Source organism: Actinomyces respiraculi, from assembly GCF_014595995.2.
GTDB classification, from domain to species: Bacteria; Actinomycetota; Actinomycetes; order Actinomycetales; family Actinomycetaceae; genus Actinomyces; species Actinomyces respiraculi.
In genome coordinates this window covers 1,462,680-1,484,956 of the sequence record NZ_CP063989.1, presented here as the reverse complement: position 1 = coordinate 1,484,956, position 22,277 = coordinate 1,462,680, and the positions used below count along the sequence as shown (strand labels likewise).

Genomic DNA, 22,277 nt, shown 5'->3' with positions numbered 1-22,277 from the left:
CCCTACACTGCGGGTGATAACTCCTCGCAGCCCGTACCACGGGGCGAGGGCACCGCGCGGGCACGCCCCCGCCACCACCGCAGGAGCCAGCGTGAGCACGACCAATGGGTCCAAGTCAGAGATGGTCTACGACTATCTGCGCTCACGCATCCTCGATGGCCGCTACTCCCCCGGGTTCCGGCTCGTCCTGACGGCAATCGCCGCCGAGACCGGGGTGTCGGTGGTACCGGTGCGCGAGGCCGTGCGCAGGCTCGAGTCCGAGGGCCTGGTGGCCTACACCCACAACGTCGGCGCCCAGGTCCTCGGGATCAACTTCACCGAGTACCAGGACACGATGACCACCCTCGCCCTGCTCGAGGGACTGGCGACCGCCCTGTCCGCCCCGCACCTGTCCTCCGACCAGCTGGCGCAGGCGAGTGACCTCAACGCGCAGATGTTCCAGCTCGTCGCCAACGACTTCGTCTCCGCCGAGTACCGGCGGCTCAACTCACGATTCCACACCGTGCTCACCTCCTCGTGCCCCAACGAGCGGCTGCTGGCCCTGATGAACACTGAGGCCGAGCGGGTCGCCATGATCCGGCGCTCCGCGCTCGACTTCAGCCCCACCGCCTCGGTGGCCTCCGTCCGCCAGCACGACCACCTCCTCGAGCTCATCCGCTCAGGTGCCGCCGCGCGCGAGATCGAGCACTACGCGCGTGCCCACAAGCTCGCGTCCCTCAAGAGCCACCTGCCGCAGGGCGCCGGCCTCACCGGCGGCCCGCTGGCCTGACTCCGAGCGGGGTGCCGCCCCGCCATGCCGCAGCACCTGCGGCCCCACCACCACAACGACGTGAAGGTCTTATCGCCATGAAATTCCACCACCACGGGTATGTCTCTGAGAACCCCCGTATCCGTCCGGCTGCCGGCGTCGGCGTCGAGCGCTCGCCCGAGCTGCCCGAGCAGATGGACGTGCTCATCGTCGGCTCCGGCCCGGCGGCGATCGTCGCCGCCGCACAACTGTCCGTCTTCCCCGACATCGTCTCCTGCATGATTGAGAAGCGCGACTCCCGCCTCGTCCTCGGTCACGCCGACGGCGTCCAGCAGCGCTCGATCGAGACCTTCCAGGCCTTCGGCTTCGCCGACGAGATCATCAACGAGGCGTACCAGATCACCGAGACGGCCTTCTGGTCCCCCGACCCCGATGAGCCCGGGCACATCGTGCGCACCCGGTACACCGACGACGACCCCCACGGGATCTCCGAGTTCCCCCACCTCATCGTCAACCAGGCGCGCGTGCTCGACTACTTCCGCGAGTTCATGGAGCGTCAGCCCTCGCGCTCACGCCCCTACTACGGGCTGGAGTTCCTCGACCTGACCATCGGCGAGGGCGAGTACCCCGTCGAGGTCCGGCTGCGCCGCACCGCGGGCGAGCGCACCGGCGAGGAGTTCACCGTGCGCACGAGGTACCTCATCGGTGGCGACGGTGCGCGCTCGGGCGTGCGCAAGGCCATCGGTGCCACCCACCAGGGCAACATCGCCTACCACGCCTGGGGCGTGGTCGACATGGTCGCCGACACCGACTTCCCCGACATCCGCACCAAGTCGATCATCTCCTCCAACCAGGGGCACATCCTCCACATCCCGCGTGAGGGCGGCTACCTCTTCCGCTCCTACGTCGACCTCGGTGAGGTCGCTGCCGACGACAACCACGCGGTGCGCCTCACGCCCCTGGAGGAGATCATCCGGCGCCTCAACGCCATCGTCGCCCCCTACACGGTGACCCCCAAGGAGGTCGCCTGGTGGAGCGTCTACGAGGTCGGTCACCGCGTCACCGACCGCTTCGACGAGGTCGGCCTCGACCCCGACGAGTCGCGCAACCCGCACGTCTTCATCTGCGGCGACGCCTGCCACACGCACTCCGCCAAGGCCGGACAGGGCATGAACGTGTCGATGCAGGACTCGTGGAACATCGGCTGGAAGCTCGCTCAGGTCCTGCGCGGGTACTCCTCCGACAAGCTCCTGCGCACCTACAACGCCGAGCGTCAGCAGATCGCCCAGGACCTCATCGACTTCGACGCCGAGTGGTCGGCCCGCATGGCGGGACAGTTCAGCGACGACGAGTCCATTGAGGACTTCTACGTCCGCACCTCCGAGTTCCCGGCCGGCTTCATGACCCAGTACCCGCCCTCGCAGGTCATCTCCGCCCGGGCCGTCCAGGAGGCCGCCACCGGCTACCCGCTGGGCAAGCGCTTCAAGTCCCACCCGGCCGTGCGCCGCTGCGACGCCACGACCCTGGGGCTGGGCCACCAGCACGAGGCCGATGGGCGCTGGCGCGTCTACGTCTTCGCCGACGCCGCCGCCCCCGGTGAGTCCGGCCGCGTGGCCGACTTCGCCCAGTGGTGGGCCACGGACCCGTCCTCGCCGATGGTCCGCCACACCCGGCCCGGTGATGACCCGGACACCCTGTTCGACCTCAAGGTCGTCTACCGTCAGCACCACCGCGAGTACGACATCACCGACACCCCCGAGGCCTTCCGCCCGCGCACCGGGCCCTTCCAGGTCGAGGACTGGAACCAGGTGTGGTCGGCCCTGCCGGAGGACTCGGTTTTCCAGGCCCGCGGCATCGCCGACTCCGGGGCCGTCGTCGTCGTCCGTCCGGACCAGTACGTCGCCGACGTCCAGCCGCTGGACGGCACCGCCGCACTCAGTGAGTTCTTCGACGGCGTCTTCGACCTTTCCGACTGACCGACCCCGACCGGGTGTGCTGGGGGCCGTTCATCGAGACGCGCCCCCAGCACACCCGGCACACTCACGTCAAGACCCAGACAGCACCGCACGGTGAACGACACTGTGGGAGACGAGGACAGGATGCTCACCCAGGACCAGATCGAGCAGATCGCCGCCGAGCTCGAGCAGGCCGAGCGCACACACACGCTCATCGAACGGATCACGGCCCGCTACCCCGAGGCGACGGTCGAGGACTCCTACGCCATCCAGGACATGTGGAGCCGACGGCGCCTGGCCGCCGGGCACCGGATCGTCGGCCGCAAGATCGGGCTCACCTCCAAGGCCATGCAGGACGCCACCGGCATCACCGAGCCCGACTACGGGGTGATGTTCGACGACACCGTCGTGCACACGGGCGCCGTCCTCGACTTCCACGCCTTCACCAACGTGCGCATCGAGGTCGAGCTCGCCTTCGTGCTCAAGGCGGACCTCGTCGGCCCTGGCTGCACGATCATGGACGTCATGCGCGCCACCGAGTACGTCGTGCCGGCACTGGAGGTCCTCAACTCCCACATCCAGCTCGAGGGCCGCACCATCGTCGACACCATCGCCGACAACGCCGCCTACGGCGCCATGGTCATCGGCGGCACCCCCACCCCGCCCCACGCCGTGGACCTGCGGCGCGTGGGCGCGATGCTCTACCGCAACGAGATCATTGAGGAGACCGGGCTGGCAGCCGGCGTGCTCAACCACCCCGCCGCCGGTGTGGCGTGGCTGGCCGACAAGCTCCACCAGCACGGCCAGCGCCTCGGGGCCGGGCAGATCATCCTGGCCGGGTCCTTCACGAGACCGATGTGGGTCGAGCGCAACGACACCATCGTGTGTGACTACGGCGAGATGGGAACGATCACATGCCGTTTCGTGTGACCCTGCCCCTGACCTTCGGCCAGCGCCTGGCCGCCTCCGAGCGCGCCCAGGTCGGCATGTGGGTGTGCTCCGGCTCCACCACCGCCGCGGAGATCTGTGCGGGCAGTGGTGTGGACTGGCTGCTCATCGACGGTGAGCACGCCCCCCTGTCACTGGCCTCGATCCAGGAGCAGCTGCGGGCTGTTGCCGCCTACCCCGTGACCCCCGTGGTGCGCGTGCCCGCCAATGACCGGGTGCTCATCAAGCAGTACCTGGACCTGGGCGCGCAGAACCTGCTCGTACCCATGGTCGACACACCGGAGCAGGCCGCTGAGGCCGTGCGTGCCGCCCGCTACCCCCCGGCCGGTGTGCGCGGGGTCGGCTCCGCCCTGGCCCGGGGCGCCCGCTGGAACCGGGTCGAGGACTACCTGGGACGGGCGAATAACGAGCACGTCTCGCTCACCGTCCAGATCGAGTCCGCCACGGCGGTCGCCAACGCCGAGGTCATCGCCGCCACCGACGGCGTGGACGCCGTCTTCATCGGGCCCTCGGACCTGGCCGCCTCAATGGGGCTCATCGGCCAGCAGACGCACCCGGAGGTCGTGGCGGCCGTCGGGCGGGCCATCGAGGCCGCCCGACGCGCTGGCACGAAGGTCGGGATCAACGCCTTCGACCCGGCCGTCGCCCACGGCTACCTCGACCAGGGTGTCGACTTCATCCTCGTGGGCGCCGACGTCGCCCTCCTGGCCCGCCAGTCCGAGGCCCTGGCCGCACGCTTCATCGACGAGCGCGCCGGGCGCGCCGCAGGGCAGGAGCGCGCCAGCTACTGAGCCGCGGTGCACAGCACCACGGCCGCCGCCCAGTCGCCGTCGTGACTCAGGGACACGGGCCAGCAGGTCGACATCGCCTGGCCCTCACCCAGGGAGAGCTCGACAGCGGTGGCGACCCGTCCCGTCAGCCGCAGGCCGGGACGCCCCCATCGGTCGGCGACGACCTCGATCTCACGCCAGTCGAGGCTGTCGGGAGCCAGTGCTGGGGGCACGGCGCTGCCGGCCAGTGTGTTGGCGGCCTGCGACCAGGCCTTGACCAGGGCCTCCTTGGCCGCCCAGCGCGCCGCCAGGTGCTCGGCCTGGAGGGAGCCGGACTCGTCCGCACGGCGCCGGACCTCGCGCAGCTCACGGGCGGTGAAGGCCCGCTCGGCGAAGACCGTGCCGGGGATCGTCAGCTGGTGGGCCAGGCTCGGCACGTGCACGAGGTCCATGCCCACGCCCAGGACGCGGGCGCCGTCGGCGGCGGGGACCTCGGGCAGGTGGGGGGCGCTGGCCAGGCGCCTGCGGCCGGCGCTCAGCGGATCCAGTCGCTGATCCACATCCTCACCTCTGCCATGGTCTGCGAGTCGACCCGGCCGATCCTCTCGACGAGGCGCTGCCGAGAGATCGTGCGCACCTGCTCCGTCATCGCGAACGACGCCCGCCCCAGACCCTCCGGGCATACGCGAACGTGGTTCGACCAGCCCCTGTCCGTCGTTGTCAAGGGCACGGTGATCACGAGCGTCGTGACAACCTGGTGGTACTGCTCGTTCGACACGATGAGGACGGGCCTGCGACCGAACTGCTCCCGGCCGACGGTGGAGTCGGGTTGCGCCCACCATATCTCGCCGGTGATCGGACGAGGCGTCATGTCCACGCGTCCGACTCCCAGTCCTTGAGCTCGGCGACGTAGCTCGCATCAGGCGGGTTCGCCTCGATCTCCGTGCGCAACTGGGCCAGGCGCTGCTCGCGCTCGGCTACCTCGGTCATCTGCCGCAGGGCGGCATCCATCGTCAAGCCCTGACGTGCTGCGTACGAGCGGAGCCTGTCGCGAGTGGTGGAGTCGACCTTGATCGTCGTGATCGTCATACCAAAAGTATGACACGCTGGCGGTGCGCCACACCACGTGCTCCTACCGGACGCCGCTCGGTCTCGCGCGGAGCGGAGGGCGGGTCAGTACCCGGGGCGGCGGCTCCCCTGAGGGAGCCGCCGCCCAGACGCTGGCGTCACAGGCCGGGTCGCACCCGCTCAGCCCTCCTGACCGGTGGCCTCCCCGGTGTGGTAGGCGCCGTCGGCGCCCAGGCGGGCCGCGGGGTCGAGCAGCATGGCGGCCTCCACCTCGTGCGGGTCGCGCAAGCCCGTCCTGTCGCCCAGGCGACGGCCCTCAACGGGCTCGAAGAGCGAGGCCCGGCCGATCATGCCGGCTCGACGACGGCGCGAGCCCTGGGCCAGGCGCCGGTTCGCCGAGGCGAGCCACTCCTGGACCGCCTGCTCACCGTGTTCCTTGCGCACGGCCGCCTCGAAGGCTCCCGGGTGGACGATGGCGATGAGGCCGGAGACGTGCCCGAAGCCCAGGCTTGTGAGCATGCCCGCACGCACCACGCCGCCGCGCGTGGGCAGCGAGATCGGCGTGCGCGGCCACACCCAGAAGGCATCCCTGGCCAGCGGGGCGTCCACGACGTCGAGACTGGCGTTACCGGGCGCGATGCCCGTGGCCAGGACCTCGGTCAGGCCCGCGATCTGGAAGAGTGCCGCACCGCCCTTGGCGTGACCGGTCACCGACTTCTGCGACACGGCCACGAGCGGGTTGCCCTCGGTGCGCCCCAGCGCCCTGGCCAGGCGCGTGTGCAGCTCGGACTCGTTGGGGTCATTGGCGTTGGTGGACGTGTCGTGCTTGGACACCACGGCGATGTCGTCCGCCTCCACGCCCAGGGCGCGCAGCGCCTTGGCCAGGCGCGAGCCCGCACCACCGCGCCCGGCACCCAGGGCGCCCAGGCCCGGGGCGGGGATGGAGGTGTGGGCGCCGTCGGCGTAGGAGGAGACGAAGCCGAGCACACCCGCCACGGGCAGGCCCATGCGCAGGGCCACGCTGGCGCGGGCCAGGATGACCGTGCCGCCGCCCTCGGCCTCGACGAAGCCGCCGCGGCGACGGTCGTTGGCCCGCGAGAAGTGGCGGTCGGAGATGCCCTTGGCACGCATGGCGGACGCCTCGGCGGTGGCGTTCATATTGCCGAATCCGACCACCGACTCGATCGAGATGTCGTCGATGGCGCCGGCGACGACAACGTCCGCCTTGCCGAGCGCGATCTTGTCGAAGCCCTCCTCAACCGAGACCGCGGCGGTGGCGCAGGCCGAGACCGGCTGGACCATCGAGCCGTAGCCGCCGACGTAGGACTGCATGACGTGTGCGGCCACGACGTTGGGCAGCGCCTCCTGGAGGATGTCGCTGGGACGCTCCTCGTCCAGGAGCCGGCCGACGAACATCTTGCGCATCGACTCCATGCCGCCGAAGCCCGTGCCCTGCGTCGAGGCGACGTCGGAGGGGTGGACGGCCTGGAGGAGCTCGGCGGGGGTGAAGCCGGCCGCGAGGAAGGCCTCGACCGCCGTCACGAGGTTCCACGAGGCGATCGTGTCCATGCCCTCGACCATCGAGGCGGGGATGCCCCAGCGGCGCGGGTCGAAGCCCGTGGGCATCTGGCCGCCGACGGTGCGCGAGAGCGCCGCCCGGCGCGGCACGCGCACGAGGGAGCCGGCCAGTCGCGTGACCGTCCACTCCCCCGTCTCGGGGTCGGGGGCAATGAGCGTGTGCTCGGGATCGGCCTGCGCCACGGTGCGGGCGGTGGCCTCGTCCGGCACGCTCAGGGTGATGTCGGTGTCGAGGTAGACCGAGACGTCGATCTCCGCGTCGGGGGCGATGACCCCGTCGTCGGTGAACTGGCGGATGCCGCAGCGGGCGACCACCTCGTCGCGGTAGCGCTCATAGATCTCGTCCTCACCGACGAGCTCGCCGTCGGCGTCGTACCAGCCGGCCGTGGGCGAGTCCTGCCAGGTGAGCAGGCCCATGCCCCAGGCGAGCTCGAGGACGCCCGCGGCGGTGAGCTCAACGTCCTCGCCGCCGCTCATGCCCAGCTCGGCCTCGCGGCGGGTACGGGCGGTGCCCCAGGTGGAGACCTCGCCGGTGGAGATGATGACGACCATGTCCTCCAGGTCCGTGGTGACCTCGCCCCAGTCGGGGGCGGTCGGCTGGAGAGGGGTGGCAGGCGTCGGCAGGGCCGGCACGGTGACCGGGGTCTGCGCCTGCTCATCCGAGGCGGCCCGCGGCGCGGCGGCGTTCTCCCGCAGGGCCACGAGGTCGACGTCGGCGCCGAGACCGCCGGTGAGGTCGGCGTCCACCGGGGCCTGGGTCGCGACGGCACGCACCTCGGCGCTGCACAGGGCGACGAGCTCGGCAGCGATCTCCTCGGTGGCCCACGTGCGCACGCCGACGGCCTCGACCGCGGCGACGAGCGGATCGTTGCCACCCATGAGGCCGGTGCCGCGCACCCAGCCGATGCGCGGGTGGGCGAGCGTCACGCGCTGCGCCCAGGTGCGCTCGGAGGACCAGCGGTTGACCACGGCGTCCAGGGCGGACTTGACCTCACCGTAGGCGCCGTCGCCGCCGAAGGTCCCGCGGTTGGGCGAGCCCGGCAGCACGACGTGCAGACGGTGGTCGACGTGCGTGTCCGTGCCGATGGCGGACAGCGCCGCGATGGTCCGCTCGACGCTCCACAGCAGCAGGCGCGTCTGGGACTCGGCCTCGGGGCCGGCGTCTGCCAGCGTGCCGGAGACACGGGGCGCCGCGAAGGGGAACAGGAGGGTCGGGACCAGGGCCTCCTTGACGAGGGTGGAGGTCCCGCCGGAGGTGACGACCTCGTCGTGCCCGATCCACTCGGCCAGTGCGTCGACGTCGCGGTAGGAGGCAAGGTTGGCCGGGGCGATCCACAGCCGGGCCCCGGCCGAGGCGTGCTCGCGGTAGAGCGTGGTGGCGAAGGCCAGGCGCTCGTGAGTCAGGCGCGAGGCGGTCGCGATGACCGTGGCGCCTCCCGCCAGGAGCTCGCCGACCACCGCTGCGGCGATGGAGCCGGGTGCCACGCCGGTGACGACGGCGACGTCGTCGGCCCAGCGCACCTGCGCGGAACCGGGCGCCGGTGCCGTCCGGGCGGCCTGGCTGATGGCTCGGGCCAGGGCGGCGCGCTCAGGCTGGCCCTCGACCTCGAGACGCTGCGCCCACCAGGCGGCCTGGTCGGCCACGGCCTGTCCGAGGCCGATGAAGCGCTCGGGGTTCAGGCGCTCGCGGGCCTGCGACAGCGTCGTCTCACCGGTGCCCAGGCGTGCCAGGTCCTCACGGGCGGTGGCCCAGCGGTCGTCGATGAGCACGGCGCGGCGCGGGTCGAAGGCCTGGGTGACGGAGGCGAGCCAGCCGGAGCCCAGCTCGGCGTCGACGGCGGCGACCAGGGCCTGCGTGGCCGCGGAGTCCGCGGCCTCCTCGGCGAGTGTCTCGGCGCTGGCGCCTGCGGGGGCCGCCAGACCGAGGGCATCAAGGAGGGTGCGTGCCGTCGTCGCCAGCACGCCGGCCTGGCCGGTGACGCTCTCGCTGAAGGCGTCCAGGGCGGCGGAGTCCACGACGGCCCCGCCTGCGCCACCACCGGCGGAGGGCTTGGCGACGGCGACACCGTGCTCGGCGGCGACCACCTGGACGGCCTTGTCGATGAGGGCATCCACGGCCCCGGCCGAACCCAGCGGCGCGGAGGTACCCAGGGTCGCCAGGTCCTCGCCGCGCACGGAGGAGCCCTCGCGGGTGCCCAGGAACAGGGTGGCGGTGACGTGGGAGACCCAGCCCTCGCCCAGGGCCCACGTGCCCGTCACACGCTCGGCCACACGGGTGGCGCGCACGCCCGAGGGGCCGAGCAGACGGCCCAGGCCCGAGCGGATTGCGTCGGTGAGCACGGGGCCGAAGGGCTTGTAGCCGGGGGCGCCCTTGGCGACGATGGCCGCCAGGGAGGGCATGTCGGCGTCCGCGGCCCCGTCGATGGAGGCGAGCTGGAGCTCGGTGCCCAGGTCCATGAGGAGCTGGTTGCGCCGGGAGGACACGCCGTTGGTGAGGGTCTCGGTCGTGTCGGTGGCACCGATCTGGTCGGGGGCCAGGCGGGCGGCGTAGGCGAGCAGGACGGTGAGGGCGTCCGTGGCGCCGAAGGGCAGGTCCTGCACCGGTCCTGAGGCGACGGCGGCCTCGACCGGGGCGGCAGGTGCCGTCTCGACGGCGGTCGGCTCGGAGGTCGACGCAGCAACCGGCTCAGGGGCCGAGGCAGCAGCGTCCGCGGACGGGGCGGCCGGAGCCGCAGGCGCGGCGGCCGACGTGTCAGCACCGGGCAGGGCGTTGTCCATGACCTCCTCAACCGCCGGGTCGGTGTCCGTGGCCAGGACGCGCGACTCGTCACGGCGGGCGTTGTGCACGACGACCTTGCGGTCGGCGTAGGTCGGCAGGAGCAGCGTGCGCGCCGCCATGTTCGCCAGCGTCGGGGAGGCCGCCAGGCCCACCTCGACGAGGTGCTCGATGCCCAGCCCGCCCTTGGCCGGGGAGCTGAAGAGCACGTCCTGGGTCTCGATCCAGCGCACCGGGGAGGCGAACTGCCAGGCCAGGAGCTCGACGAGCAGCAGGCGGGCGAGCTCACGCGGATGCTCCAGGCGCGCCTGCCAGTCGGCCAGCGCCTCGCGCAGCGGCTGGGAGGGCACGACCGCCAGCACCGACTCGGCGAAGTCCCGGGTCAGGGCGAAGGGGCGGGCCACAAGGTTGGGCACGTAGCGGCCGATGAGCCGCTCGTGGTCCAGGTCCTGCGGGATGAGGGCGAGCAGCCGCTCACGGAACTCGGGCACGCCCGGGCGCAGCACCTCGGAGTGGAAGGGCACGTCGATGCCCGGCACGTACATGAAGGGGTTCTTGGCCCCACGGGCCTCGGCCCGGGCGCGCGAGTCCTCAGCCAGCGCCTCCAGACCCTTGATGGTGCCCGCAACCGCGTACTGCTGGCCGGCGAGGTTGTAGTTGACGATCTGCAGGAACTCGCCCGAATCCGCGGCGATGCCGGCGACGTAGGACTCAACGTCCTCGGCGTGGATGCCCGCCATGACCGGGCGCAGGGCACCCATGCGGTAGTTCGAGGCGCCGTTGTCGTCGCGCTCGACCAGGCCGTGCATCGTGGAGCCGCGCTGGAAGACGATGGAGATCGTCGTCTCGACCGGCATGACCCGGCCGTAGGCGCTCAGCGCCGTGTACTCGCCCAGCGAGTGGCCGGCGAAGGCGGCGTCCTCGACCAGGGCGCCGGCCTCCTCCAGCCTGGCCACGGTGGCCATGGCGACGGTCGCCAGGGCGACCTGCGTGAACTGGGTGAGGTTGAGCAGACCCTCGGGGTGGCGGTAGGTGGTGCCGCGAGCCGTCATCTCGGTGGGGTTGTCCCGCACGAGGTTGATGACGGAGAAGCCGAGCTCGGCGCGGGTGTGTGCGTCGGCACGCTCCCACACCTCGCGGGCGGCCCGCGAGACGTTCATCTCGTCCAGCCCCATGCCCTGGGCCTGGATGCCCTGGCCGGGGAAGACGTAGGCGGTGGGCTCGGGCACGGTGACGGCGGTACCCCGGGAGACGACCTCATCGCCCTTGCGGCAGGTGACTTCCAGGGCGTAGCCGCCGCCGCGCACGAGGCCCGTGCGCTCAACGGAGATCTCGACGACGTCCTCCAGGTCGACGGTGCCGAGCATGACGTAGGTCCAGCCGGCGAGCACGTGGTGGGCGCCGTCGACGTCGGTGGATGCGGCAGCCTGCTCGGCGGTGGCCGACAGCCACATGCCGTGGACGAGCGGCGCCTGCATACCGGCGACCTTCGCCGCGTGGTAGCTCGTGTGGATGGGGTTGTAGTCGCCCGATACGCGGGCGAAGGCCGTCATGTCCGAGGGGGCCGTGACCCGCAGGCGGCGCAGCAGACGGCGGGCGGCGGGCTCGATCTCGCGGCCGGTGCCGCCGGCGGTCTCGGGGGTGGAGGGCACGGCGGTGCCGTGGGCGCGACCGCGGATGGCGAAGCGCTCACGCATGAGGGCGATGACCTCACCGGCACGCTCGCCCTGCGAGGCATCGGTCAGCTGCAGGCGCACGTCGACCACGCGTCCGGCGCTGGACTCCTCCAGGGCGGCCACCCAGCCGTCGACCTTCACCCGGGCATCGGGGCCGGCCCACTGGGCCAGCTCCGCCAGCGAGCGGTGCAGGTCGACGGTGTGGTCGAGGTGGACGGCGCCGAGCAGTCCCTCGATGAGCGGCATGCCGTCCTCCACGACGGAGCCCAGGGCGGCGTACACGGTGGGCCAGCACGGGCCGAGCAGGGCGTCGGGCACGAGTCCGGCCGGGGTCAGGCCCGCCGGCAGGGCGTCGGCGGTGACGGCGGCGTGGTCGACACCGAGGGTGGCGGCCAGGGTGAAGGCGTCGTGGACGGTGCCGAAGGGCTGCGTGACGGTGCGGCCGAGCGCGTCGGTGGCACCCCAGACGGCGGGGACGACCTCGGGCAGGGCCTCGATGCGGTCACCCGCGGCGGAGATGGAGCCGACGCCGGCGGTGCGGCGCAGCAGCTCGTTCATCGTCTCGCTGATCCGCGTGGGGTCAACGAGCGGGGCGGCGCCGTCCCAGGCGGCCGCCAGGCGCAGGGGCACGACGAGGCGGCGCACCGCGTGGATGGCCTCGCCGCCGGGCATGGCGTCCCAGTGGGTGTCGAGGTGGATGTCGAGGTCGTAGGCGTCCTCGGCGACGTCGGGACGGTGGACGACGTCGTAGGCGTCGTCCTCAAGCACGCGCGCCGGGTTGACGGTGAGGTGACCGTTCCACAGGACGTGCGGGGCCGAGCGCACGAGCTCGGTGGCATCCTTGACCGGCTCGGCAGCCACGGCCGGGGCGGAAGCACCCAGGCGCCCGGCGGCGGTGCGCTCGGCGGTGCCGGAGGACTGGACGGCCTCGACGGCGGCGGCCTCGAAGCGGCCCAGCAGGTGGCCGATGGGCTCGTTGACGGTGGTGATGCCGGCGACGGCGACCGGGCCGGGGATGATGCGCACCTGGTCGGCCGTGTAGCGCGGGTCCTGGGACTGCCACAGGGAGTCCTGGCCCCAGCGGCGCAGGATGTCCGCGTCGAGAACGGGCACGAAGGGGCAGGGCTTGGGGTGCTTGGCGCACAGGTCGACGAACCAGGCGGCGTCGGCGGGCTCAACGAGCGTCGTGGCGGCGGCCGGGTAGCGCTCAGCGATGGCGGCCAGGGCGGCGTCGGAGTCGAAGACGGCGGCGTGGTCGGCGAACAGGGTGGGGATCTCGCCGTGGTCGGCCGCGCTCAGGCGGGCCTCGACGCGGTGGAGCATGTCGAGGAAGCGGTCGTACCAGCCCTCGTCCATCCAGTCGGCCTCGGTGGCCGGCCGCCCCTCGTGGGGGGAGACGACGAGCTCGGCGTAGCGGGTGAGCCACTCAAGGTAGGTCATGGAGTCGACGTCGCCGAAGTAGGGCTTGGCGGTCTTGGCCATGGCCTCGATGAGCTCGTCGCGGTGGGCGGACACGGCCTCCTCGTCACCGGCGACGGCCTGGATGAGGCGGGCGGCGCGGGCGGAGGAGTTGTCGATCTCGTACAGGTCGGCACGCAGGTGCGACAGGCCGGAGGTCATGCCGCCCGCGGAGGCGCCGGAGGCGACCCAGCCGTCGACGGCGCCCTCGGTGCCCTCGGTGATACCGGGGGTGGCGACGAGCAGCTGCTTGACGTCCTCGTTGGTCCTGGCCTCCAGGGCCGTCATGGCTGCGGTGCCGACCATGACGCCGTCGACAGGGGCGTCGGCGGTGCCGTAGCGGCGGGCCCAGGTGCCGGTGAGGTAGCGGGCGGCCTTCTCGGGGGTGCCGATGCCGCCGCCGACGACGAGGACGAGGTTGTCGTGGGCGCGCACGGCGTCGTAGGTGGCCAGGAGCATCGTGTCCAGGTCCTCCCACGAGTGGTGGCCACCGGCGTGGCCGTCCTCGACCTGCATGATGACCTGGACGTCGGGGGCCGCCGTGGCGATGGCGATGACCTGGCGGATCTGGTCGACGGTGCCGGGCTTGAAGGCGATGTAGGGGAAGCCCTCGGCGTGCAGGCGCTCGATGAGCTCGAGGGCCTCGTCGAGCTCGGGGATGCCCGCGGAGATGACGATGCCGTCGATGGGGGTGCCGGCGCCGCGGGCTTTGGACAGCAGGCGCTGCGTGCCCAGCTGGAGGTTCCACAGGTAGCGGTCCATGAACATGGCGTTGAAGGCGGCCGTGCGCCCGGGTTCGAGCTGCTTCTCCAGGGAGGCGAGGTTGTCGGCCAGGACGGTGGCGGTGACCTGCCCGCCGCCGGCGAGCTCGGCCCAGTACCCGGCGTTGGCGGCCGCCGCGACGATCTCGGCGTCCACGGTCGTCGGCGTCATGCCCGCCAGCAGGACGGCGGAGCGGCCGGTCAGGCGGGTGAAGGCGGTGGACAGGGTGAGGCGGCCGTCGGGCAGGCGGGTCAGGCCCGGCGCGAAGCGGGAACGGTCCACGGGCTGGGCGGGCACCGCCCCGGGGCGGTCGAGGTCGTCCAGGGCCTTGGCGGTCCCGGCGGCGACGACGCTCGTGCCGGTGCCGGCGACGACGCCCTCAGTCAGGCGCACGAGGACGGTGCCGGGGCCCAGGTCCAGGACGAGGCGGGCGCCACCGGCATCGGACAGGGCGGCGGTGACGACGCCCGGCCAGTCGACGGGGTCGGTGAGGACGGCGATGGCGAGGTCACGGGCGAGGTCCGTGTCGATGCCGCAGCGCTCGGCCCAGGCCACCGTGTCGGTGACGGCCTGCGTGAGCAGGGGGGTGTGGAAGGGCACGGAGGTGGCGATGAACTCGGTGACGGGGGCAAGGACGGCGCCGCCGCGGCGACGCTCCTTGCGGTCCTCGGCCGAGCGTGCCGCCGCCTTCTCAAGGGCGGTGACGACCCGCTCGAGGTCGGCGGGGCGGCCGGAGAGGATGTGGGCCAGACGACCGTTGGCGACGCCCACGGTGACCGCGTGCTCACCGGCCAGGCCCGGGACCCGGGCGAGGACGGCGTTCAGGACGTCGCGGGTGACGCCGCGCACCGACAGCATCGGCGTCGACTCACCGGCCGGACCCATGCCCAGGCGCTGGGTGGTGCGGGCGGCGGCCGCGCCGATGAGACGTGCCAGGGCGTGGACATCGATGACGGACGGGGCGGTGGCCTCGCCGTCGGCGGCGGCCAGGGCCTGCAGGAGGGCGACGCCGAGCACACCCTGGGAGTGGCCGATTACCCGCGCGGGGGCGGCGGAGCCCAGGACGTCGACGCCGGCGGCCGGCAGACCCGCGAGGGCGGCGTGCTGGGCCATGAGGATGCCGGGGACGGAGAGGTCGGCGGTGTCGGCGCTGGTGGTGGTGGGGGCGAGGGGGGCGGCCGCGTCGTCGAGCAGGCGCGCACCGCGCGGGGTGACGACGAGCAGGTCGGTGGCCACGGGGGCCAGGCGCTGCGAGACGGCCTCGTCGATGGCGACGAGGCGGGCGGCCAGGTCGCGGTCGGTGCCGACCAGCTCGCTGAGGGTCTGGCGCCACGGGGTGGCCTGTCCTCCGAAGGTGAGGACGTAGGGCTCGCCCTGAGTGAGGCGGTCGGCCGTCGTGGTGCGGGTGGTGGTGGGCTGGCTGCTCATGCGGTCCTCAGTCGTCGGGGTCTGGTTGCCGGTCGGGGTGGTCATGGGTGTCCTCGTGTCCTTGTGCTTGCGCGGGTGGTCACAGAGGACCGTTGTCGTGCTTCTTGCCGTCCGCGTGCGCCGCGTCCCGCTTGGCCGCCAGGGCCGCCAAGGAGTCGACGATGACGGTGCGGGTGTCCTCGGGGGCGATGACGGCGTCGATCTCGCCGATGGCGACGGCCCTGTCCGGGTTGATGACGCTGTCCTCGTACTCGCGGATCAGCCGCTCCTGCTCGGCGGCGGCGGTCTGTTCGCCCTGCTCGTCGCGCACTCGCGCCAGATCACGGCGGTGGATGATGCCGACGGCGCCCGCGGCACCGAGCACGGCGATCTCCGCACCCGGCCAGGCGAAGTTGAGGTCGGCGCCGATCGCCTTGGAACCCATGACGATGTAGGCGCCGCCGTAGGCCTTGCGCAGGACGACGGTGACGAGTGGGACGGTGGCGGTGGCGTAGGCGTTGATGACCTTCGCGCCTCGGCGGATGATGCCCGCGTGCTCCTGCTCGGCACCGGGACGGTAACCGGGCACGTCCACGAAGGTGACCACCGGCAGGCCGAAGGCGTCGCAGAAGCGCACGAAGCGGGCGAGCTTCTCGGAGGCGTCGACGTCCAGGGTGCCGGCGTCGACCATCGGCTGGTTGGCGACCACGCCCACGGGCCGTCCCTCGAAGCAGGCGAAGCCGATGACGACGTTGGCGGCGAAGTCCTCCTGGACCTGGACGAGCTCGCCGTGGTCGACCAGGGCGGAGACGACGTCGACGACGTCGTAGGCCTGGCGGGTGGAGGCGGGCACGAGGGCGCCGACGCCGGCGGCGGACAGGGAGTCCTGGACACGGTCGGCGTCGTCGTAGGCGTAGCGGGGGGCCTCCTGGGCGGCGCAGGAGGGCAGGTAGGCCAGCAGGGTGCGCACCTGGGCCAGGGCGTCGGCCTCGTCCTCGGCGACGTAGTGGACAACACCAGTGACCGAGCCGTGGATGTCGGCCCCGCCCAGGTCCTCGGCACTGATGCGCTCACCGGTGACGGCGCGCACGACGTCGGGGCCGGTGACGAACATGTGGGAGGCCTCGCGGGTGGCGATGACGAAGTCGGTCAGGGCCGGGCTGTAGACCGCGCCGCCGGCGCAGGGGCCGAGGATGACGCTGATCTGGGGCACGAGCCCGGAGGCGGCGCAGGTGCGGTTGAAGATACGCCCGTACTGGCGCAGGGCCGCAACCCCCTCCTGGATCTTGGCGCCGCCGGAGTCGATGAGGCCGATGACCGGGATCTGCAGGCGCAGGGCGTCGTCGAGCAGGCCGACGATCTTGTCGCCCTCGACTGTGCCCAGTGCACCGCCGGAGACGGAGAAGTCCTGGGAGTAGACGGCCACCTGGCGGCCGTCGATCTGGCCGAAGCCGGTGACGACGCCGCTGGGGCGGGCCCGCTGCCCCGACCCGGAGCCGGTGTAACGGCCGATCTCGAGGAAGGTGGAGGGGTCGAGCAGGGCGTCGATGCGCTCACGGGCGGTCTGCTTGCCCTTGGCGTGCTGGCGGGCGGCGGCCTTGTCCTCAGCGGCGCGGGCAATGCGCTCGGCGCTGTGGCGGAAGGACTCGGTGACCGGTGAGCCGGCCATCGTCTGCTCCAGGGGCAGGGAGCCCACGATCGTGGGCACGGTGGTGGTGGGCATGGTGCCGGGCGTGCTGGGCGTGCCGGGGGTGGCGGTGGTGGTCATGACTCAGTCCTCCTTGGCCTCAGTGCTCGGCGTACCGGTCGACGCCCCGGCCAGGCGCAGCAGCTCCGCGCCGGCACTCACGGTCTGGCCGGCGCTGACATCAACGGCCTCAACCACGCCGTCATGGGGCGCGTGCACGTAGTTCTCCATCTTCATGGACTCCAGGACCACGAGGAGATCGCCCTCGTGGACACGTTCGCCCGGCTCAACGCAGATGCGGGTGACGATCGCCTGCATGGGGGCGGCGATGACGCCGTCGAGGGCCAGGGCCCCGCCGTCGACGGCGAGGGCGCTGCGGGCGCGTGAGCGCGAGCGCAGTGGCTGGGGGGCCCGGTGGGGGCGCGAGCCGATGCCCGGCCGGGCTCCGGGTCCGCCGAGGATGCCGTCGGGCAGGGTCAGGCTCAGGCGACGGCCGTTGAGCTCGATGACATAGGTCGAGCGGGTGCGCCAAGAGCCGTCGGCACTGGTGTCCGCGGCCAGGAGCTCGCCGACGACAGGCACGGTGGCGCCGGCCGGGGCGGCGAGCTCGGGCAGGACGGAGCTCTCAATCCAGCGGGTGGTGACGCCCAGACCGCCCGCGGCGTCAGGACCGGTGAGCTCGGGGCGCGCCAGGACGTGCTCGTGCAGGGCGGTGCAGACGGTGACGCCCTCGACGACGGTCTCGCGCAGGGCGCGGCGGGCGCGGGCGAGGGCCTGCTCGCGAGTGGCGCCGGTGACGACGATCTTGGCGAGCATGGGGTCGAAGAGCGGGGTGACGACGTCGCCCTCGACCACGCCGGACTCGATGCGGATGCCGGGGCCGGCGGGCCAGCGCAGGCGGGTGATGGTGCCGGTTGAGGGGGCCATGCCCGCCGCCGGGTCCTCACAGGTGACGCGCAGCTCGATCGAGTGCCCGCGCACCTCGGGGACCTCGCCAAGGTCGCCTCCGGCGGCGATGCGCAGCTGGGTCTCAACCAGGTCGGTGCCGGTGACCTCCTCGGAGACGCAGTGCTCGACCTGCAGGCGGGGGTTGACCTCGAGGAACCACAGGTCCCCCTCGGGGGTGAGCAGGAACTCGCAGGTGGCGACGCCGACGTAGTCGACGGTCTCGAGCAGGCGGCGGGAGGCCTCGACGAGCCGGTCGTGGAGCCCCTCGGGCAGGTAGGGGGCGGGGGCCTCCTCGAGGAGCTTCTGGTTGCGGCGCTGGAGGGTGCAGTCGCGGGTGGAGACGACGGCGAAGGCGCCGTGGGCGTCGCGGGCGCACTGGGTCTCGACGTGGCGGGCGGCGGTGACGAACTTTTCGAGGATGAGGATGCCGTCGCCGGCTGCGGCGGAGGCGAAGGCCGGGGTGCTGTGGGCCTCGTCGTCGGAGGCGATAACGGTGATGCCGCGTCCACCGCCGCCGTCGGTGCGCTTGAGGGCGACGGGGTAGCCGTGCTCGGCGGCAAAGGCGATGACGGTGGCGGGGTCGGTGACCGGGCTCGTGATACCGGGCACGGGGGCGACGTCGGCCTTCTCGGCGGTGGCGCGGGCGCTCATCTTGTCCCCCAGGGCGCGCATGGCGTTCGGGCTGGGGCCGATCCAGGCGATTCCGGCGTCGATGACGGCCTGAGCGAAGGCGTCGTTCTCGGACAGGAATCCGTAGCCGGGGTGAACGGCCTGGGCACCGGTCTGCTGGGCCAGGGCGAGGATGGCCTCGACGTCGGTGTAGCCGCTGCCCTCGGGCAGGGCGTAGGCCTCGTCGGCGAGCTCCGCGGCCGGGGACATGAGGTCCTCGGGGGTGTAGGGCAGGATCGACGTGCCGCCGAGGTCACGGACGGTTCGGATGACCCGCAGGGCGATCTCGCCGCGGTTGGCGATGAGGACGCGGTCAAGGACCCTGGTGGTCGCTCTCGTGGGCACGGTGCTCCTCTGTGTCTCGATGCTCTGAGGAAGATCCTCGTGGCCCCCCACAAAGAGGGGGCCTCTCGGTCTTCCGGGCCGGACGGGAGTGCCAGCGTCGGTGCGCTGAGGGCTGTGTTCGTCCGTCAGTGCCGTCGCAGCACGTTCTGTACAAGGATCAGGGACGGCCGCGGCAACAACTCAACGCTAGAGGGTGATCCGACCGAGGGTCACTTGTGCGCATCACACAAAACGCGCCCCTCATCTTGTGTCGATGGCGCCGTTTCGCGGAATCGTGGGAGGAAGGGCCGCCGCGTGAGGGAGTGAGGAGATGAGGAACGAGTTTTAGATGTTACCTACAATACCCGTCAGTGGCAGTGCCCGGAGGCCAGCGCACGCAGGTGCTCAATCTCCGCCAGGGCGTCCTCCACCCCGTAGACAGCCGAGCCCGCCACGAAGACCGTGGCCCCCGCCTCGGCCGCACGCTCAATCGTCGAGCGCTTGATACCGCCGTCCACCTGGATGCGCAGCTCGAGGTTCTGGGCGCTGATGGCGCGCCGTGCCGCGGCGATCTTGGGGAGCATGAGGTCGATGAAGGACTGCCCGCCGAAACCGGGCTCAACGGTCATGAGCAGCAGCAGATCGATCTCGCCCAGGACATCCTCGACCGCGCTCAGCGGGGTCGCCGGGCGCAGGGCCAGACCCGCGCCCGCACCCAGACGGTGTAGCTCACGCGCCAGAACGAAGGGCGCCCGGGTGGCCTCCATGTGGGCGGTGACGATCGCGCAGCCCATCTCCGCGTACTGGGGGGCCCAGCGGTCCGCGTTCTCGATCATGAGGTGGGCGTCCACCGGCAGGCTCGTGTGCTCCAGCACCGTCTGAGCGAAGGAGGGGCCGCCGAAGTGGTTGTCGACGAAGTGGTTGTCCATGATGTCGAGGTGGAGACCGTCCGCACCCTCAACGCGGGCGAGCTCGTCCGCCAGGTGTGCCTGGTCGGCGTTGAGGATCGAGGGGTGGATCGCAACGCACGAGGTCATCGGGGCTCCTTCATGAACGGGACGAACGGGCGGGCACTCATCGGTCAGGAGACCCGCCGCAACAGCGTGCAGAACATGGCATCCGCACGGTCCAGGTGCGGCCACAGCTGAAGCATCTCGTCAGCCGCCCCGGCCGGGGGCACGGGTGCCACGCGGGTGGCGACATCGCCGGCGTGCAGGATCTCGACCTCGTGGCCGTAACGGGCCAGGCGCCTCATGACGTCCTGGACCACCAGGCGGGTCTCCATCAGGTGCGGTGAGCAGGTGACGTAGGCGACCACTCCCCCGGTGCGCACCGCCGTCAGGGCGCTGGTGAGCAGCTCGCGCTGGACGTCGGCCAGCTCGGTGACGTCCTTCGGCTCGCGGCGCCAGCGGGCCTCGGGGCGGCGCCGCAGGGAGCCGAGTCCCGAGCAGGGGGCGTCGACGAGCACGCGGTCGTAGCAGCCCGGCTCGGCCACGCCGTAGTCGCGCCCATCCTCGCAGCGGACCTCGACCACGCCCTCGGGCACGTCGCGCACGGCCGAGCGCACGAGTTCGGCACGGTGCGCGCTGACCTCGTTGGCAACCAGGCGGGCACCGCGCTGAGCGGCGCGGGCGGCCAGCAGCGCCGCCTTGCCGCCGGGGCCGGCGCACAGGTCGAGCCAGCGCTCGTCGCGGCCCTCAAGGGGGGCCTCGGACAACAGGAGGGCGACGAGCTGGGAGCCCTCGTCCTCCACGCCCGCGCGTGAGCGGCGCACGGCATCAATGCGGCCGGGGTCTCCTCCGTCCATCACAAGGGCGCAGGGGCTCAGGTCACCGGGACGGGGCTCGGTGCGGGTGGCGGCCTCGACCTGCCGGGCCAGCTGCTCGGGGGTGATGAGGCCGGGGCGGGCGCACAGGACGACGGCCGGGTCGGTGTTGTCCGCGGCGAGCAGGGCGGCGAGCTCGTCCTCCTCGCGCCCGTGGGCCTTGAGGGCCTGGCGCATCGCCTTGGTGACCCACAGGGGGTGGGACTCGGTAAGCGACAGGGAGGTCAGAGCGTCGGGGGCATCGGCGTCGATCTCCTGAAGCCAGGCGTCCAGGTCCTTGCCCGCCACGCGCCGCAGCACGGCGTTGACGAACCCGGCGGCGCCCCGCCCGGCGGCGTGGGTGGCGAGGTTGACGGTGGCGTCGACGGCGCCGTGGGTGGCCACGCGCATACCGAGCAGCTGGTGGGCGCCCAGGCGCAGAACATCGAGGACCACGCCGTCGATCCGGCCCAGCGGGCGGTCCACACAGCGCGAGATGATGGCGTCGTAGCGGCCCTGCAAGCGCAGGGTCCCGTAGGTCAGGGCCGTGGCGAAGCCGGCGTCGCGGCGGCTGAGATGAGCCTGGTCGAGCAGCGAGGGCAGGACGAGGTTGGCGTAGGCGCCGTCCTCACGCACCCGCCTGAGCACCTCCAGACTCACCTGGCGCGCCGGGTCCGCCTCGCGCCGGCGCGACCCCGAGCCGCGGCCTCCTCGTGCGCCCTTGTGGTCGCTCATGCGCGCTCCTGCCCGTCAGTGTCGAGGCGGTCGAGGCGGGTGCCGGGCGCGGGGCGCGCACCGCGGGCCCAGGCCTCGGCCTCCATCCAGCTCCTGCCTGCCGGCGCCACCCGCCCCAGTCTCAGGGGGATGGTGCCGCTGCCCACGAGGACATCCCGCTTCGTCACGTACAGCTCGCCGGGCGCCAGGGACGTGGGGGCGGCGTCGTCGGCGATGGAGAGCGGGCCCAGGCGCAGGGTCTGCCCGAGGTAGGTGGTGCGGGCGCCGGGGGCGGGGGTGACGCCCCGGACCTGGTGGTCGATCTGCTCGGCCGGGCGGCTCCAGTCGACGTCGCCGTCCCGGGGGCTGAGCACAGGGGCGAGGCTCACGCCCGTCCCCGGCTGCGCGGTGGCGACGGCGGTGCCGCGGGCCAGGGCATCGAGCACATCGAGGACGAGGGGGGCGCCGTCGGCGGCGAGGCGCTCAAGGAGGTCACCGGCTGTGTCGCGCGCCCCCACGGGCTCGGTGCGCGTGGCGTAGACGGGTCCGGTGTCCAAGCCCGCCTCGAGGCGGAAGACGCTCGCACCCGTCACCCGGTCCCCGGCCATGAGGGCGCGTTGCACGGGGGCGGCGCCGCGCCAGGCGGGCAGGAGGGAGAAGTGGAGGTTGAGCCAGCCGTGGGTGGGCACGTCGAGCAGGTCGGGGGGCACGAGCCTGCCGTAGGCGACGACGACGGCAACATCCGCGTCCAGGCCGCGCACCCAGGCCTGGGTGTCCTCGTCCTTGAGGGTGGTGGGGGTGCGCACGTCGAGGCCTGCCTCGCGGGCGAGGGCGGCGACGGGTGAGGGGTGCAGCGTGCGTCCGCGGCCGCGGCGGGCGTCGGCCCGGGTGAGGACCCCGACGACGTCGTGCTCCTCGTGGTCCATGAGGGCACGCAGCACAGGCAGGGCGACCTCGGGGGTGCCCGCGAAGAGAACACGCATGG

The 22,277-nt window shown here is 72.5% G+C and carries 13 protein-coding genes; 4 read left to right on the top strand and 9 right to left on the bottom strand.

Translation table 11 applies throughout. From position 1 onward, the window contains the following. Window positions 1-91 precede the first annotated feature (91 nt). The 4 genes from ID810_RS06155 to ID810_RS06140 all read left to right on the top strand — a co-directional run bounded on the left by ID810_RS06155 (window position 92) and on the right by ID810_RS06140 (window position 4,442). Entirely contained in the window at window positions 92-769 is a 678-nt protein-coding gene (locus tag ID810_RS06155) for a GntR family transcriptional regulator (protein ID WP_235931423.1), read from the top strand. Between the two features lie 77 nt (window positions 770-846). Next, window positions 847-2,724 carry an FAD-dependent monooxygenase gene (locus ID810_RS06150; RefSeq protein ID WP_166854990.1) on the top strand — a complete coding sequence of 626 codons (1,878 nt, stop codon included), beginning with the start codon at window positions 847-849 and terminating at the stop codon, window positions 2,722-2,724. 93 nt (window positions 2,725-2,817) lie between these two features. Then, complete coding sequence (locus ID810_RS06145) at window positions 2,818-3,633, top strand: 2-keto-4-pentenoate hydratase (RefSeq protein WP_235931424.1); 816 nt, start codon at window positions 2,818-2,820, stop codon at window positions 3,631-3,633. Then, window positions 3,618-4,442, top strand: a complete 825-nt coding sequence (locus ID810_RS06140; protein ID WP_166854991.1) for an HpcH/HpaI aldolase family protein — start codon at window positions 3,618-3,620, stop codon at window positions 4,440-4,442. Before ID810_RS06145 ends, ID810_RS06140 begins: the two co-directional genes overlap by 16 nt. On the opposite strand, the gene acpS is transcribed toward ID810_RS06140, so the two are convergent. The 9 genes from acpS to fmt all read right to left on the bottom strand — a co-directional run bounded on the left by acpS (window position 4,436) and on the right by fmt (window position 22,275). Then, window positions 4,436-4,981 carry a holo-ACP synthase AcpS gene (gene acpS / locus ID810_RS06135; protein WP_413227856.1) on the bottom strand — a complete coding sequence of 182 codons (546 nt, stop codon included), beginning with the start codon at window positions 4,979-4,981 and terminating at the stop codon, window positions 4,436-4,438. The two genes, ID810_RS06140 and acpS, sit on opposite strands and share 7 nt — an antisense overlap. Then, window positions 4,957-5,292, bottom strand: a complete 336-nt coding sequence (locus ID810_RS06130; RefSeq protein ID WP_235931425.1) for a type II toxin-antitoxin system PemK/MazF family toxin — start codon at window positions 5,290-5,292, stop codon at window positions 4,957-4,959. Before ID810_RS06130 ends, acpS begins: the two co-directional genes overlap by 25 nt. Continuing rightward, window positions 5,289-5,510 carry a hypothetical protein gene (locus ID810_RS06125; RefSeq protein ID WP_166854992.1) on the bottom strand — a complete coding sequence of 74 codons (222 nt, stop codon included), beginning with the start codon at window positions 5,508-5,510 and terminating at the stop codon, window positions 5,289-5,291. The genes ID810_RS06130 and ID810_RS06125 overlap by 4 nt, the downstream gene beginning before the upstream one ends. Window positions 5,511-5,669: 159 nt before the next feature. Next, the gene (locus ID810_RS06120; protein ID WP_166855108.1) at window positions 5,670-15,167 is read right to left on the bottom strand and encodes a type I polyketide synthase; all 9,498 of its coding nucleotides are present in this window, start codon (window positions 15,165-15,167) and stop codon (window positions 5,670-5,672) included. Window positions 15,168-15,246: 79 nt separating this feature from the next. Continuing rightward, window positions 15,247-16,815 carry an acyl-CoA carboxylase subunit beta gene (locus tag ID810_RS06115; protein WP_235931440.1) on the bottom strand — a complete coding sequence of 523 codons (1,569 nt, stop codon included), beginning with the start codon at window positions 16,813-16,815 and terminating at the stop codon, window positions 15,247-15,249. 102 nt (window positions 16,816-16,917) lie between these two features. Continuing rightward, window positions 16,918-18,795 (bottom strand): acetyl/propionyl/methylcrotonyl-CoA carboxylase subunit alpha, encoded by a 1,878-nt coding sequence (locus ID810_RS06110; protein ID WP_166854993.1) that lies wholly within the window; start codon window positions 18,793-18,795, stop codon window positions 16,918-16,920. 347 nt (window positions 18,796-19,142) lie between these two features. Next, window positions 19,143-19,811 (bottom strand): ribulose-phosphate 3-epimerase, encoded by a 669-nt coding sequence (gene rpe / locus ID810_RS06105; protein ID WP_166854994.1) that lies wholly within the window; start codon window positions 19,809-19,811, stop codon window positions 19,143-19,145. Window positions 19,812-19,855: 44 nt separating this feature from the next. Next, window positions 19,856-21,313 carry an RsmB/NOP family class I SAM-dependent RNA methyltransferase gene (locus tag ID810_RS06100; protein ID WP_166854995.1) on the bottom strand — a complete coding sequence of 486 codons (1,458 nt, stop codon included), beginning with the start codon at window positions 21,311-21,313 and terminating at the stop codon, window positions 19,856-19,858. Beyond that, complete coding sequence (fmt, locus tag ID810_RS06095) at window positions 21,310-22,275, bottom strand: methionyl-tRNA formyltransferase (RefSeq protein ID WP_166854996.1); 966 nt, start codon at window positions 22,273-22,275, stop codon at window positions 21,310-21,312. The genes ID810_RS06100 and fmt overlap by 4 nt, the downstream gene beginning before the upstream one ends. Between the last annotated feature and the right edge of the window lie 2 nt (window positions 22,276-22,277).

Excerpts from the sequence above, each read along its gene's own strand:
- ID810_RS06150 (WP_166854990.1), top strand. The coding sequence starts at position 847 with ATGAAATTCCACCACCACGGGTATGTCTCTGAGAACCCCCGTATCCGT.
- ID810_RS06140 (WP_166854991.1), top strand. The coding sequence starts at position 3,618 with ATGCCGTTTCGTGTGACCCTGCCCCTGACCTTCGGCCAGCGCCTGGCC.
- ID810_RS06130 (WP_235931425.1), bottom strand. The coding sequence starts at position 5,292 with ATGACGCCTCGTCCGATCACCGGCGAGATATGGTGGGCGCAACCCGAC.
- ID810_RS06125 (WP_166854992.1), bottom strand. The coding sequence starts at position 5,510 with ATGACGATCACGACGATCAAGGTCGACTCCACCACTCGCGACAGGCTC.
- ID810_RS06120 (WP_166855108.1), bottom strand. The coding sequence starts at position 15,167 with ATGAGCAGCCAGCCCACCACCACCCGCACCACGACGGCCGACCGCCTC.
- ID810_RS06115 (WP_235931440.1), bottom strand. The coding sequence starts at position 16,815 with ATGGCCGGCTCACCGGTCACCGAGTCCTTCCGCCACAGCGCCGAGCGC.
- rpe (WP_166854994.1), bottom strand. The coding sequence starts at position 19,811 with ATGACCTCGTGCGTTGCGATCCACCCCTCGATCCTCAACGCCGACCAG.
- ID810_RS06100 (WP_166854995.1), bottom strand. The coding sequence starts at position 21,313 with ATGAGCGACCACAAGGGCGCACGAGGAGGCCGCGGCTCGGGGTCGCGC.
- fmt (WP_166854996.1), bottom strand. The coding sequence starts at position 22,275 with ATGCGTGTTCTCTTCGCGGGCACCCCCGAGGTCGCCCTGCCTGTGCTG.